The organism is Neomelitea salexigens DSM 19753 (assembly GCF_000422345.1).
GTDB lineage: Bacteria > Pseudomonadota > Gammaproteobacteria > Pseudomonadales > Spongiibacteraceae > Spongiibacter > Spongiibacter marinus_A.
The window spans coordinates 617,060-631,368 of sequence record NZ_AULP01000001.1; the positions used below are offsets into that span (position 1 = coordinate 617,060).

A 14,309-nucleotide genomic window follows, 5' to 3' on the forward strand; every position below is an offset into this window, starting at 1 on the left:
ATTCTCGTCTCGGTTCAGCAGCGGGCGTTGCCCGCCGTTAATCAAAATTTGGCGTCGCGCTTTTCAACAAAGGCGTCTTTGGCTTCCTGCGAGTCTGGCTCTGCATAGGCCTCTTGCGTAAAGCCCTGCTCCCAGCGGTATTTGTCTTCCAGGTTGCCGTCTTCCACACCGTTGAGCGCTTCCTTGGCCAGCTCGATCATACGCGGTGATTTTTCGGCAATTTTGTCGGCAATATCGCGGGCAGTTGCCATCAGTTGATCGCGGGGAACCACCTTTTCAATGGCGCCCAGACGATAGGCCTCTTGCGCATCGATGGCCTCGCCGGTGAAGTACATGTAGCGCACTTTCTGCACCGGGAACATGCGCTGCAAGTGAGCGCCGCCGCCCATTGCACCGCGGTCAACTTCGGGTACGGCAAAGGTCGCACACTCCGATGCCACAATAATGTCGGCCGCACCACTGATGCCGATGCCACCACCGAGCACGAAGCCATGCAGCGCGACAATGACTGGCTTGCGGCAGCGGTGAATGGCTTTGAAGGTGTCGTAATTACCCTTGTTAACGCGGGTGATCATGGCGGGGTTTGCCGCCAATTCTTTGATATCAACACCGGCGCAAAAGCCGCGACCCTCGGCAGCGATAATCACCACGCGCACCGCGTCGTTGTCGCTCAGGGCATTGATCTCGGCAGCGATGGCCAGCCAGCCGTCACTGTTAAAGGCGTTGACCGGTGGCTTGTTGAAAATTAGTTCAGCAACACCGCTGTCGCTGATGCTCAGGGTATATGGCTTACTCATTATGCGTTCCCCATTTTTGCGAAGCGCGATTCGGCTTCGTCGACAATGCTGCGAATCAGGTCTTCACAACTCAGTAATTCATCGATAACACCTGCCACCTGGCCAGAGGGCAACACGCCTTCGTCCGGGCGGCCATCGACCATGGCTTTTTGAATAATCATCGGTGCATTCGCCGCCATAATGGCCTGCGACTTAGTGATGTCGCCGCTGCTGGTCATGGCGAGTGCAGAGCGCAGCAGGGAGGTCAGGCTGGCACCAGTGAACTTGCGAAAGGCCAGGCCATTGCGCAAGGCGATAATCAGTTTTTTCAGTGGCCCGGCTTTCTCCAGCTCGCCGAGGAAGTCGTTCAAAATCATGCGCTGTGGCAGGCCGTCGAGGGCTTCACTGCGAATGATGGCACCGGGGTCTTTGCAGGCGAGGTAGCGCTGCTTGGTCGCCTCGGGAACAGGGCTTTCTTTGGTCAGCAAGAAACGCGTTCCCATAGCGATGCCGTCAGCCCCATAGGCCAGTGCCGCCAGCAAACCGCGACCATCTTTAAAGCCGCCCGCCCCCAGTACCGGCACTTTGTCGCCCACGGCGTCCACTACTTGTGGCAGTAACAGGGTGGTGGGAATCGCACCAGTGTGGCCGCCACCCTCGCCGCCTTGAACGGCAACCGCATCGGCGCCCATCTCTACCGCCTTGATGGCGTGCTTGGGCAAGCCCACGGTTGGCATGCAGACCACGCCAGCCTCTTTCAGGCGAGCAACCATCTCTTTACCTGGCGAGCGCGAGTAGCTCACCGCCTTAACGCCGTGTTTGATCACCAGATCGATAATCTCGGCAGCGTTGGGCTGATACATGTGAAAGTTCACACCGAAGTTCGCATCGGTGAGCGACTTCACTTCCAGAATATTGGCTTCCATTTGCTCGGGCGGAATGGTTGCCCCGGCCAGAAAACCGAAGCCACCGGCATTGCCAGTGGCAGCGACCAGTTTCGGGTCGGCAACCCAGCCCATAGCGGTTTGGATAATGGGGTATTTACAGCCCAGTAATTCGGTAATGCGGGTATCGAGTAGCGTCGACATAAATAATTAGCTCTGCGTGGAATCGACAAAGCACCGACCTGCTTTACAGGCCGGTGCTTGTTGCGCCTGGCCGTATTAGCCGCGAACGCCCGGAGGGTTATCCTTCAGCTGCTTGGCGCGCAGGTTGTGCGGGTCAATGCGGCGGATAATGTCCAGCTGCTCTTCTGTGGGAGCCTGCGTTGTTGGAATAGACTCGGGAACATGCACCGGGAAGCCGGTATTCTCCTGAACCTCTTCCACGGTCACACCGGGGTGAAGGCTAACGATTTGCATTTGGCGATTGGGACCGCGGAAGTCGAACACACCCAAGTTGGTGTAGACCTGACGCACATCGATCTCGTCGAAGCTGTAACCTTTAGGCAGACGATCCGGGTTGTAGCCAATAGTGCACACCACGTCGCACTCGCCTTCTACAAACACGCGCTTGCTGTGCATGGGCACCAGGTAGCTGTTGGCATGACAAATCGAGTTACCGGGGAAACCACGCACACCCAACATTTGCACCTTGGGCTTGCTGTGATCGCCACCCAGCGCTGAGATGTTGGCTTGCGCGAAACGGTCAATTTGCGTCGGACCACCGGTCAGGTGACGGCGGCCGCTCCACACGTTGTCAAAAATGCGGGTAAAGCCCATCCAGGTTTCCGCCTTCGGCTGGAAGTCGGCGTCGCGCTTGCCTACAGGGTTGGGCTCTGACAATAACCACGCTTCGGAGTCGGTCATCATGATGTCGGTATTGCTGCTCAGCATGGCGAGACTGGCGGCAATGCGCGGCAGCACACCGATACCGGTGACCAGGACTTCGCCGTCATTGTCATAAGCGCTGGCGTTGGCACAAATCATCAGCTCGGCCAGGCTGTATTCTGTTGCAGGGGTAGTCATAACTAGAATTCCTCAGACCGATCAGTAAACAGGCAGCGGCAGTTGACGGATGGCGTCGATACCACCCACAGCTTGCTGGTATTCCGCTTCACTGCGACCCTTGATGTATTTGTCGAAGTAGGCTTCAAAGCCGCCCTCTTTCGCCGAGGCGTTGTACTCCTGGAAGTGCGGCACATCGAAGCCGTATTCAGGCGTGCATGACGTTGGGTGAGCACCGCCGGCAACCGGAATAACCGCCGAGGTCATAGTGCGCTCCCAGAAGACGTAACGCGCTTCGTCCCCCTGAGCAAAATATTCGGTGTCGACCAGCTCTTCACAGCTAACGAAGGTCTTGTCAGCTGCGCGCGCCATCCACTCGTCCATATACACATCGGGGCCTTTGATCTGGCAAACGCCACGACGGTCCGCGCGGTCAACATGCAATAGCGCCGCATCGAGTTTCAGTGCGGGCATTGCCAGCCACTCTTTCTCATCGTAGGGGCTGTCGACCAGTTTGATGTCTGGGTTGAGGTTAACAACATCGGTTCCCAGGCCGAGGCGAGTGGGAATATAAGGACAGCCCCACGCTGCCGCGCGCAGGCCCAACAACAGCATACCCTCGTCAATTTCCATCACCTCGATCTCGCCATTTTGACGAGCCTTGCGGAAATAGGGCTCCAGCGGAATAAAGTCCAGCGACACGAAGGCGAACACCACTTTTTTCACCTTACCGGCAGCACACAACATGCCGACATCTGCACCGCCATAGGCCACGATAGTCAGGTCTTTTAAGTCAGACTTGAGAATCTCGCGAATCAGCGCCATTGGCTTACGACGCGGCCCCCAGCCGCCAATACCGATGGTCATGCCATCGCGTAGCTCGCCAACGAGCTCCTGCAAAGCCATTTCTTTATTCACGTCCACTCCTTAATACAAAGCGAGGTTTGCCGCTTGAGACAATCCGTCATACGCAGCTCTACTACGCATAACATTAGAAATTACAGCTTACCAATGAAAAAAACCTAAGCCATAAGCCAAATAGATTACGCAAAAACTTATTCGGACCCATTATCTAGCTCTGGACCGACGATCCGGCTCATGCGGTAATCATGCTTGACAAAATTAACCCCCAACGAGCATTCGGTGCGCAGCACACCGGGCAGGCCACTGATACGTCGGTGCAAGAACGCCGCAAGCTCTGCATGGTTTTGCACCAGCGTAATGGCGAGCAAGTCAAAGCGGCCCAGCATTTTGCCGACAAAACCGATTTCCGGCACCGCTGCCAGCTGCTTGGCCAGCTCGTCGCACTGTGCACTGCGCTCTACTTCCACCCAAATGTAAGCCAGTATGGGGTTTCGCAGCCGCGCGATATTGGTCATTGCGGTGATACGCACCAAGCCTTCGGCTTCCATGCGTTTGATACGCGAGCGCACTGTCCCCTCGGTAATCCCAAGCTCCGCAGCAATTTTGCGGTTGCTAGTGCGGGCGTCGTGGGCCAGGCCGTCGAGAATTTTCAGATCGAGCTCATCTAGCTGTTTCTTCTGCATGACCTAGTCCGCCTGCCCGAAGGGCACCCAATTTGACTGATTTTTGAGAACGTCCAGCGCGACGGATGGCTCCAACTTTCTCACACCGGGCACGGCAGCCAACTGGCTAAGCAGCTTGTTGAGGTCTTCCTGATCACGCGCCACCGCCAGCGCTTCAATATCCAACGTGCCAACCACCTGGCACACGGAGAAAACCTGGGCAAAACCCGCCAAATCTTCTGCGACCTCATCGGCGGCGCGGCCTTCCACCTGAATACCGACCGCCAGCATCATGCTGTAGCCCACCGCTTCGTAGTCGGTAACAGCAACTACCCGCAGGCTGTCGGCCTCCTCCATGCGACGCACCCGCGAGCGCACAGTGGCTTCGGTTAGACCGAGATCCGCAGCAATGGCTTTGTAGGGCATGCGCCCGTCGCGGCGCAGCAAGGCAACAATGCGAAAGTCCACCTCGTCCATGCCTTGGTTGGACTCATCCCCCGCTAGCGGCGGGATGGCACCATCGCTGCCAATATTCACGCCTGGGCCTCAATATGCTGGGCGGCCTGCGCAGCCAGTTCCGTTTTCAACACCTTGCCCGAGGCGTTCATTGGCAGCGCATCGACGAATGCCACGTAGTAAGGAAGTTTGTAGCGCGCCAATTGCTCAGCACAGAAGGCTTTTACCTGTTCAGCCGACAGCTCGCTGCCCGCGCGGCGTACGATAAAGGCCATACCCACTTCACCCTGTGGTGCCTTGGGCACACCGATGACGGCAGCCTGGGCGACGCCATCCAAACCGTAGAGCAGCTTTTCAACTTCCGCGGGATAGACGTTTTCACCGTTCATGATGTACATATCTTTTAAACGGTCGGTAATGCGCAGGTAACCGCGCTCATCCATCACACCAATATCACCGGTGCGCAGCCAGCCATCGCTGGTGATGGCATCGGCGGTCGCCTCGGGCATGTCGAAGTAGCCTTGCATGACGTTGTAGCCCCGCAACCACACCTCACCCTCTTCGCCGGCAGCACGCGCCTCACCGGTTTGCGGATCGGCGCATTTAAGCTCGACACCGGGCATCGCGCGGCCGCAGGTATTGGCGATGGTCTCGGGGTCGTCATCAGGCCGGCAGATGGTCACCACCCCCGTCGACTCCGTGAGGCCGTAGGCGGTCACCACCGTTTCAAAACCCAGTTCGCTGCGCATGTCTTCCACCAGCTTTACGGGCACCGTCGCAGCGCCGGTTACGCCGAGGCGCAAGCTTGAGAAGTCATAGTTACCCCGCTCGGGGTCGGCCAGTAGCATTTCGTAAAGCGAGGGCGCGCCGGGCAACATGCTGATGCGGTGACGAGAAATTGCCTCCATTACCTGGCGGCGATCAAACTGCGCCATGGGGAAAATCGTGCAACCGCTAATCAGCGCCGCCAACCACCCGGCCTTGTAACCAAAGGAGTGGAAGAAGGGGTTGATGATCAGGTAGTTGTCGTCGGCGCGCAGGCCAACGGTGTCGCTCCAGGTGGCGAATACGCGAATGTTTTGTTCGTGACTACACAGCACGCCCTTGGGTTTGCCGGTGGTACCCGAGGTAAACAGCATGTCGGCACTGTCTTCGGGGTTAATCGCGCGCTCCAGCGCAATGAAGGCAGCGTCGTCAGCTTCGCTGGCCTTCGCCATAAATGCCGCCCACCCCAACTGGTCCGCGCTGTCGCCGTCGCTGTCCAGTCGAACAATGTAGCGCAAGGCCGGCAGGCTTTCGCTCTTCACTACCTCGGCGGGAACCGCCCCCTCCAGCGCGCCGACAGTCAGCAATACACTCACTCCGGCCCGCGCGAGAATATCGGCCGCCTCAGGGCCCTGCAGACGGGTATTGAGAGGCACCAACACCGCGCCCACTGACTGCAAGCCCAGCGCGGCAATAATCCAGCGCGCACTATTCGGCGCCCAAATAGCCACCCGGTCACCCGACTGAACCCCCAGCGCCATGAAAGCGCGACCAGCACTGCGGCGAAGGTCATTTAGCTGCCGATAACTCAGCACCTCGTCGTCAGCCTGTATTGCCGTTTTTGCACCGTACTGCTGCGCGGCCCACCCCATCAATCGGGGGACAGTCAGCGGCGGCAAGGTGAGGTCAGCAAGCTGATCAGCGCGGCCAGAAGCATTGGAAGAAGGCGATTTAGACGATGACATGTTCAAGCCCCTAAACATCGACGAAAACATAGAGTCTAGAAGCAGAATCGCAACACAACAAGGCTTTGCGTAGCATTATCTACCAAATACTACGCATAACACCGATAACTAATCCCTTCGGATGACGTTAACTTAGGCTGTGAGTGACCCCAGGTCAGCCAGCGGGCGCTGCTGCGCCTCGGCCACCGCCGGGCAGTAAACGGTACCACCGGCGATATTGATACCGTCGCGTATCCCAGGCGTAGCCGCAATGCCGGGCAGGTCACTGCTGGCAATGCGCTGCACATAGGCCAGCGTTGCCTGGCTCAATGCCAAGCTCGCCGTTCGCGATACCGCACTGGGAATATTGGCGACACAGTAATGAACAATACCCTGATCAATAAATGTGGGCTGCTGGTGACTGGTCGGACGACTGCTTTCGAAACAGCCGCCCTGATCGACAGCGACGTCGACCAATACCGCACCGGCATTCAGCAGTGGGAGATGGCTGCGCTTAATCAGCTGCGGCGCTCGCGCCCCCGGCACCAAGGCCGCACCGACCACCATATCGACGTTAGGCAACACCGCCTCGCAATCGAGCTCGGCCAATACCGCCAGGTGCGCACTGTTGTAATGAGCGGCCAACTGATCCCGGCGCTGTCGCTGCTTTTCCACCACCGCAACCGTTGCCCCCATTCCCAACGCTACGTCGATGGCCTGACTGCCCACAACGCCGCCGCCGAGCACCAGCACTTTTGCCGGCGGCAGCTCGGCAACAGCACCCAGCAACACGCCCCGGCCACCTTGCGCAGTTTCCAAACAGTGGGCCCCGGCTTGCACAGAGAGCCGCCCCGCAATTTCGCTCATTGGTTTTAGCAGGGGCAGTCGGCCCGCGTCGTCGGTAATCGTTTCATAGGCGATAGCCGTCACGCCGCTGGCAAGCAGGTCATCACATAGCGCAATGTCGGGGGCGAGGTGGAGATAACAGAACAAGCACTGGCCAGCGCGCAGCAGGTCAATTTCCCCAGGCTGGGGCTCCTTCACTTTGACGATAAGCGCCGCTTGCGCGTAGACCTCTTCAGCGCCTGACAACAAGTTAGCACCGGCTTGCCGATATTCTTGATCCAGATAGCCAGACCCCTGACCTGCGCCCTCTTCGACGACGACTTGGTGCCCCTGCTCAGTGAGCTGACGCACCGCGCTGGGCGTCAAACCCACACGATATTCTTGCGCTTTTTGCTCTTTTGGCACGCCGATACGCATATCGATCTCCCGTTACACCGCACAAAGGGCAGCTTTCTCACAGGAAATATGGCTGATATCTACAAGATTACCAATTTAGTGAACGGGCAACGGCCTTATCGCGGTTTACGGATTTACACGCGCTGCCATAGACCATCGCGCTCTATCGCTTCGCCGTCTTTTTGCAATTTCAACAGATGGGCCCACAGCGAGAGCTGGGCTATAGGGTGCAGAGCAGGGTCAACATCGTCGTAGGCGTGTACCACCAAGCCATCCAGCGCCTGGGGGCGTTGCTGCGACTCAAGTGTTTGGCGCACTTTGTGCTCTCGCCCCAAACGGTGCTTTATCAGCGCCTCGATTTCCGCGCGGGGCTCGTCAATAAGACGGCCATGCCCCGGCGCCAGGGCCTGAAGTGGGTATTCCAGCATGCGCTCGAGCGACGCAATATAGTCGGCCATATCGCCGGCGGGAGGGATAATCACCACCGTCGACCCTTCCATAATATGGTCGCCGGTAAACAGCAGGCCGCTGGACTCATGGAGAAAGCAAAAGTGATTATCGACATGCCCGGGGGTATGCACGGCTATTAAGCGCTCGCCATCGACATCGATATCATGCTCGTGCTGCAGCTCAATGTTTGGCGAGAAACTCGTATCCTGATGGCCATCATCCGCAATGGCCCGCCCAAGCAGCGGCACATCGTAACGCTCTGCCAGCATGGCCGCCGCGGGAGAATGGTCCGGGTGGGTGTGGGTCACAACAATTTGCGTAAGTTCGCCGCCAATTTGTCGCAGAGCGGCCTCAAGAGCCTCCACATGTTCGACCATTGGCGGCCCCGGATCGAGCAGGGTTATACGGCGACGGCCAAGTAAATAGCTATTGGTGCCGGGGCCGGTCATTACACCGGGGTTTGGTGCAATCACTCGGCGCACCGTCGGTCGCAATTGTTCGAGAATTCCACTTTGCATTGTCTATGCTCCGCCTTTCACGCTACAAGTGTGTCGATTTCGCAGTGGGCCGTCAAAGTAGCGGCGCTTTGTTGTGCGCCGCCTGCAGTGGACTGCGCAAGCGCCATAGCAACCGCGCACCCAACAATAGCGCCGAACAGCTCAGCCCGGCACACAAGCCCAACCAGTAGCCGCTTGGCCCCATCGGCGACAGCTGCCACTGCCCGGTCGCCAGCACATAGCCCACCGGCAAGCCCACGCCCCAATAGGCAAATAGCGTGAGCAACATCGGCACACGGGTATCTTCAAAACCGCGCAGGCAGCCATTAGCGGTGACTTGTAGAGCGTCTGAAACTTGATAGAGCGCGGCGAACAGCAGCAGGTAACTGGCCAGCGCGATGACCTCTGCATTATCGGTGTAGATGCGGGGAATCCACTGCCGGGTCAGCACCAGCAAGCTCGCCGCCGTAATACCAATAAATAAGGTTATACGGAAAGCGACGTTAATTGCAGTGCGCAGCGCTTGCTCGTCCTCGCGACCACGTGCATGGCCGATCCGTGCCGTGGCCGCCAAGGCAAAACTGAGCGGCAACATGAAGACCAGCGAAGTGAAGTTCAGGGTTAATTGGTGGCCCGCCACAATGATGGGGCCAGACTGGCTGAGCAACAAAGCTATAACCGCAAAAATGCTGACTTCAAAAAATATCGCCAAGGCCACTGGCAAACCCAAGCCAAATAAGTACCGCAAGGTTGCCGGTTCCAGCCGCCATGGGCTCAGTTTGAAGCGGTCATCCGAATTTGCATAACTGGGGTGGCGCAACACATAAAAGATCATCAGCAGCGCCATCAGCCACATCACCACCGCTGTGGCCCACCCGCAGCCCACGCCACCCATTGCAGGAAAACCCAATTTGCCGTAGATCAGCACGTAGTTCACCGGGATATTAACGAGCAGACCTATCACGCTAATCCACAATACGGGCCGGGTATCCCCCCGCGCCTCGGTGTAACTGCGCAGCGCCAATACCACGGCAATGGCCGGCAAGCCCCAGCTCAGGCCCCGCAGGTACTCGCGCACCATTGGACGCATCGACTCATCAACATCCATCCAGGCCAACACAGGGGCCGTGTTTCTCAACAGGAAGAATGCCAGTACCCCAAACAGCAAGCCCAGCATCACCGCCTGTTGCATAATGGGGCTCACGCGGTGGTGCTGGCCTGCACCCATATGGCGGGCCAGCACCGAGGTCGTGCTCATCAGCAAACCGGTCAGGAACAGAAATACCGGCACCCAGATACTCGCGCCGACTGCCACAGCGGCCAAGTCCAGTGCCGAGACCCGGCCGGCCATGACGGTGTCTACAAATCCGTTGGCAGACTGGGCCAACTGGCCACCAAAAATAGGCAGAGCAATACGCAGCTGGCTACGTAATTCCTGTTGCTGGGAGGACGACATTGAGACTCTCGGTGGGATCGGTTCGGCCTGCACTCTAACGCAGCCAACGCGGCGCCGCAAACCGCCCTTATCAATTTTTCCTGCACAAATAAAAACGGGAGCGAATGCTCCCGTTGCACGGCTAATTCAGCGGTTTACACCATGTTTTTGATCGCCACCACGGGGTCGACATCGGCCTCGTAGTCCACGCCATCAATATCGAAGCCAAACAACTTCAAAAACTCGTGCTTATAGCCGGCAAAATCGGTGAGGTCGTGGAGATTTTCTGTCGTCACCTGATCCCAGGCCTCAGCCACTGCCTGCTGAATCTCGTCACGCAGCTCCAGACCATCGGCGCGCAGACGGCCCTCCTCGTCTAGCACCGGCGCATCGCTGTACAGGCTGTTGCGAAACAGCCCGTATACCTGCTCGATACACCCTTCGTGACTGCCGTCAGCTTTCATCACCTTGAACAACAACGACAAGTACAATGGCATAATCGGGATCGCTGAGCTCGCCTGAGTCACCACCGCTTTCAACACCGAGACTCTGGCGTCGCCACCCTTGGCCGCCAAGCGCTGGCGAATGTCGACCACGCGTTTATCCAAGTCTTTTTTCGCCTGGCCGATAGTGCCATGCCAATAGATATCCCAGGTGATGCGCTCACCGAGGTAGGTGTAGGCAGTCGTCTTGGCGCCATCAGCAAGCATATCGGCCTCATCGAGGGCATCGATCCACATCTGCCAATCTTCACCGCCCATCACGGCCACCGTGTTGTCGATGTCCTCCTGTGAAGCCTCGGGCAGCGTGACTGTTTCGATCACCTCTTTATCGGTATTCACGCCGCGCTGGCTAACTGCCTTGCCGATGGGCTTCAAGGTCGAATTATAGATCTCACCGGTTTTGGGGTGCTGACGACGCGGCGCCGCCAAGCTGTATACCACGAGGTCCACCTGACCCAGGTCTTGCTTTATCTGCGCGATGGTTTTTTGCTTTATTTCATCGGAGAAAGCGTCGCCATTGATGCTCTTGGCATACAGCCCTTCGGCCTCGGCAAACTTGTGAAACGCCGCCGAGTTATACCAGCCTGCGGTGCCCGGCTTTTTCTCGGTGCCCTCTTTCTCGAAAAAGATACCCAGCGTGGCCGCCCCACTGCCAAAGGCAGCACTGATCCGCGAGGCCAGGCCGTAGCCAGTGGAAGAGCCAATCACCAGCACTTTTTTAGGGCCGTTTTCGATAGCCCCCTGCGCCTTTACATAGTCAATTTGTTCGCGAACATTAGCCTCACAGCCTACGGGGTGAGTCGTTACACACATAAAGCCGCGCACACGGGGTTTAATGATCATTCGCTGTCCTGCTCCATCGTTATTAGCCCTGAATTGTCGGGCATTATACGGCCTGCTTTAGTCGGCGACTAATATGCACTGTCAACTTTGAAGGCCCCACTGGCCACGGCGACAACGAGCACAATTTTTCTAGCCAATGACCGCGGCACATAATCGTTTCAGACTACCCAGCTACCGGGAAACGCTGTGCTATGATTGCTCTCATAAAAGTAACAATAGTGTAACTAATTGCACAAAATCTGCTTTATGCGCAATAAGAAATAACCATAATTCCGAATAATCAAGGAAAACTACGCAGTCGCAATCGCATTGCGTCTTACAAAAAAAGGGTGATATATGAAAGTCAGTAAGCTTAAATCCCTCGCTGCACTGGGCGGGCTGGGCTTGTCGGCGTTTGCGCCATCGCTGTACGCACAAGCCGCGCTTGAGGAAGTTATTGTAACGGCTCAAAAGAAAGCTGAGTCACTGCAGGACACACCTATCTCATTGACCGCGTTCAGCGAAGACCGCCTCGAAGTTGAAGGCATCAGCAGCCTGGGCGACATCGGCTCTAAGGTGCCAAGCCTGACCATTGAACCCTTCCCAATCAACAATGCCACACTGCGTATCTTTATTCGCGGTATTGGTATTTCAGACGCGCAAATCACCCAGGATCCACCGGTTGGTATTTATGTAGACGGCGTATATATCGCCCGCTCAACAGGCACCGCTCTGGATGTAGCCGACCTGCAACGTATCGAAATTCTGCGCGGCCCGCAGGGTACCCTTTATGGCCGCAACACCACAGGTGGCGCGATCAACCTGGTGACCAAGAAGCCCACCACTGAAGGCATCGAGTTTAAGCAGAAATTCACCGCGGGTAACCGCGACCTGTTTACATCAAAGAGCACCCTGAACCTGCCACTTAGCGATACCATCGCGGTGAAGCTGGCGGCGATGCGCACTATGCAGGATGGCCACATTGAAAACACCGGCCCAGGCGGCGACTTTGGTGACCGCGACGTAGAGGGCTACCGCGTCGATCTTCGCTGGGATATTACTGAGTCACTGGCCATGGATTTTGCCTACGACAAATCAGATTTCGACTATTACAACACCCAGTACCAACATGTTCGCCCACGTACACCAATCGCGGGTAGCCAAGCGGACTTAGTCGCCGCCAGCCAGAAAACGACCTACTCAAATTCTCGGCAAAAGAAAGTTGGAACCGTAACAACGTTTGAGCCTTCGACCACCGATATTGAAGGCTACGCTTTTACTCTGACTAAAGACTTTGAAAACTTCCAGGTCAAGTACATCGGCGCCTATCGCGAGCTGTTTGATAAGTCCTATGCTGACCTAGGGGGCGGCGTGCCGCTCGAGCCAGGTGAAAGCCCACATGCAGACAACTCAGAAAGCAAAGATATTTTCCGCCTAGACTCGAATGAGTACTGTGGTCAGGCTGCCGAATTCGTTATGGGACCTGGACAGTGTCTGCCCTTGGTTTACCCTAAAGTTAACCAAGAACAATACTCCCACGAATTGCAAATCAGCGGTGACCTGTTTGAAAGCCGCGTAAACTACATTGTCGGCGCCTATTATTTCAAAGAGGAAGCCACTGAAGATAACGGCCCTCTTCACCACCAGCTGAGTGGCCCCGTAAATGTTGATATCCCGGGGTTGAGCGGCGTAATTGCTAACAATGTTCGCGCCGTAAATATGCTCAGCCAGATTTACGATATTGAAAATGAAGCAGCAGCTGTGTTCGGCCAGTTCACTTGGACACCGAATATCCTGGAAGATCGCCTACACCTGACATTTGGCGCACGTCACTCTGAAGATAAACGCTCAACAGTCAAATTTCAGGAAGACATCACTGTTGCCGAAACGACCCTCGGCCCCATTGATGTATCCTTTGTCCAGTGCGGCGGCGACCCGACCAACGGGGACTGCCGGAACTTCAACAATATTCCTGCATCTCAGGACTTCAGCAACGACTCGTTCAGCTTTGTTGCCGAGTACGACCTGACTGACGACATCAATATTTACGCCAAGCGTGTGGAGGCCTACAAATCTGGTGGCTTTAACACCCGCGATCCACAGCAAGACGGCAACCAAGGCCCTGCGACTGACGGCAACGACTACGGCTTTGGCTACGCTGATGGCTTCGACGCTGAATACGTGACCTCTTACGAGCTCGGTATTAAAAGCGAGCTAATGGATCGCCGCCTGCGTATCAACGCCGACGTATTCTTCAGTGAATACGAGGACATGCAGCTGAACTTCATCCTGGCAGGCACAGTGGCAGACACTAAGGTCACTAACGCCGGTGAAGCAGAGATGTTCGGCTTTGAAGCAGATGTGACCTTCCTCGCCACTGAAAACCTGCTGATGATGTTGAACTACGCCTACCTCGATACTGAGGTTACCAAAGCAACTGATGTTAATGGCAACGACGCCTCAGACGAATTCGTGTTCTTCTCAGCACCCGAACACAGCTTCACTGCCTCTGCTGACTACACCCTATTGCAAGCAGACTGGGGACGTACCAGCGTCAACGTGAGCGTGAACTACATGGACGAGCGCAACGGCGGCTCGCGTGCTGAAAACGTTAAAAACACTCAGCTGCGTCAGTACGAGCTGGTTAACGCTCGCCTTAGCCTGACCGATGTTCCCTTTGCTGGCGGCCGCCTTGCTGCGGGCCTGTGGGCGAAGAACCTGCTGGATGAAGAGTACGAGCTGACAGCGGTCGACAACCTGCCTCAGGCAGACCGCTCGGTAATTTGGGGTGAGCCCCGTACCTACGGCATCGACATCTTCTATGAGTACTAAGTAATTGGTCTTATTTGGGCTGCTTATGCAGCCCTTTTTTTTGCCCGCAACAGGCAGAAAAGTCATCGCCAACAACATTAAACCCTGGAAACGCAAGCATTAGACGGTTGCCGAA

12 protein-coding genes are annotated in these 14,309 nt (G+C 56.6%); 1 reads left to right on the forward strand and 11 read right to left on the reverse strand.

From position 1 onward, the window contains the following. Nucleotides 1-41 precede the first annotated feature (41 nt). From H573_RS0102965 to fabV, 11 genes are all read right to left on the reverse strand, one after another. Nucleotides 42-797, reverse strand: a complete 756-nt coding sequence (locus H573_RS0102965; RefSeq protein ID WP_027872964.1) for an enoyl-CoA hydratase family protein — start codon at nt 795-797, stop codon at nt 42-44. After that, nucleotides 797-1,864 (reverse strand): NAD(P)H-dependent flavin oxidoreductase, encoded by a 1,068-nt coding sequence (locus H573_RS0102970; RefSeq protein WP_027872965.1) that lies wholly within the window; start codon nt 1,862-1,864, stop codon nt 797-799. The genes H573_RS0102965 and H573_RS0102970 overlap by 1 nt, the downstream gene beginning before the upstream one ends. Before the next feature lie 75 nt (nt 1,865-1,939). Next, the gene (locus H573_RS0102975) at nt 1,940-2,743 is read right to left on the reverse strand and encodes a CoA-transferase subunit beta (protein ID WP_027872966.1); all 804 of its coding nucleotides are present in this window, start codon (nt 2,741-2,743) and stop codon (nt 1,940-1,942) included. 21 nt (nt 2,744-2,764) lie between these two features. Next, a complete protein-coding gene (locus tag H573_RS0102980) occupies nt 2,765-3,640 on the reverse strand; it encodes a CoA transferase subunit A (protein WP_027872967.1) in 876 nt (291 codons plus the stop codon). Nucleotides 3,641-3,777: 137 nt separating this feature from the next. Continuing rightward, nucleotides 3,778-4,269 (reverse strand): Lrp/AsnC family transcriptional regulator, encoded by a 492-nt coding sequence (locus tag H573_RS0102985; protein WP_027872968.1) that lies wholly within the window; start codon nt 4,267-4,269, stop codon nt 3,778-3,780. A gap of 3 nt (nt 4,270-4,272) precedes the next feature. Further along, complete coding sequence (locus H573_RS0102990) at nt 4,273-4,785, reverse strand: Lrp/AsnC family transcriptional regulator (RefSeq protein WP_234701826.1); 513 nt, start codon at nt 4,783-4,785, stop codon at nt 4,273-4,275. Further along, entirely contained in the window at nt 4,782-6,434 is a 1,653-nt protein-coding gene (locus H573_RS0102995; protein ID WP_084497888.1) for a FadD3 family acyl-CoA ligase, read from the reverse strand. The genes H573_RS0102990 and H573_RS0102995 overlap by 4 nt, the downstream gene beginning before the upstream one ends. Nucleotides 6,435-6,566: 132 nt before the next feature. Next, on the reverse strand, nt 6,567-7,676 hold the full coding sequence (ald, locus tag H573_RS0103000) for an alanine dehydrogenase (protein ID WP_027872971.1): 1,110 nt from the start codon (nt 7,674-7,676) through the stop codon (nt 6,567-6,569). 113 nt (nt 7,677-7,789) lie between these two features. After that, nucleotides 7,790-8,623, reverse strand: a complete 834-nt coding sequence (locus H573_RS0103005) for an MBL fold metallo-hydrolase (protein ID WP_027872972.1) — start codon at nt 8,621-8,623, stop codon at nt 7,790-7,792. A gap of 52 nt (nt 8,624-8,675) precedes the next feature. Next, the gene (locus tag H573_RS0103010) at nt 8,676-10,058 is read right to left on the reverse strand and encodes an MATE family efflux transporter (RefSeq protein ID WP_036255491.1); all 1,383 of its coding nucleotides are present in this window, start codon (nt 10,056-10,058) and stop codon (nt 8,676-8,678) included. Nucleotides 10,059-10,192: 134 nt separating this feature from the next. Beyond that, nucleotides 10,193-11,383, reverse strand: a complete 1,191-nt coding sequence (gene fabV / locus H573_RS0103015; protein WP_027872974.1) for an enoyl-ACP reductase FabV — start codon at nt 11,381-11,383, stop codon at nt 10,193-10,195. A gap of 336 nt (nt 11,384-11,719) precedes the next feature. Between fabV and H573_RS0103020 the strand changes: the two genes are divergently transcribed. Next, nucleotides 11,720-14,194: a TonB-dependent receptor gene (locus H573_RS0103020; protein WP_027872975.1), complete on the forward strand. Its 2,475-nt coding sequence runs from the start codon at nt 11,720-11,722 to the stop codon at nt 14,192-14,194. The last annotated feature ends 115 nt before the right edge of the window (nt 14,195-14,309 follow it).

Bases quoted from the DNA above. Each gene is read 5' to 3' on its own strand.
- H573_RS0102965 (WP_027872964.1), bottom strand. From the start codon at position 797: ATGAGTAAGCCATATACCCTGAGCATCAGCGACAGCGGTGTTGCTGAA.
- H573_RS0102970 (WP_027872965.1), bottom strand. From the start codon at position 1,864: ATGTCGACGCTACTCGATACCCGCATTACCGAATTACTGGGCTGTAAA.
- H573_RS0102975 (WP_027872966.1), bottom strand. From the start codon at position 2,743: ATGACTACCCCTGCAACAGAATACAGCCTGGCCGAGCTGATGATTTGT.
- H573_RS0102985 (WP_027872968.1), bottom strand. From the start codon at position 4,269: ATGCAGAAGAAACAGCTAGATGAGCTCGATCTGAAAATTCTCGACGGC.
- H573_RS0102995 (WP_084497888.1), bottom strand. From the start codon at position 6,434: ATGTCATCGTCTAAATCGCCTTCTTCCAATGCTTCTGGCCGCGCTGAT.
- ald (WP_027872971.1), bottom strand. From the start codon at position 7,676: ATGCGTATCGGCGTGCCAAAAGAGCAAAAAGCGCAAGAATATCGTGTG.
- H573_RS0103005 (WP_027872972.1), bottom strand. From the start codon at position 8,623: ATGCAAAGTGGAATTCTCGAACAATTGCGACCGACGGTGCGCCGAGTG.
- H573_RS0103010 (WP_036255491.1), bottom strand. From the start codon at position 10,058: ATGTCGTCCTCCCAGCAACAGGAATTACGTAGCCAGCTGCGTATTGCT.
- fabV (WP_027872974.1), bottom strand. From the start codon at position 11,383: ATGATCATTAAACCCCGTGTGCGCGGCTTTATGTGTGTAACGACTCAC.
- H573_RS0103020 (WP_027872975.1), top strand. From the start codon at position 11,720: ATGAAAGTCAGTAAGCTTAAATCCCTCGCTGCACTGGGCGGGCTGGGC.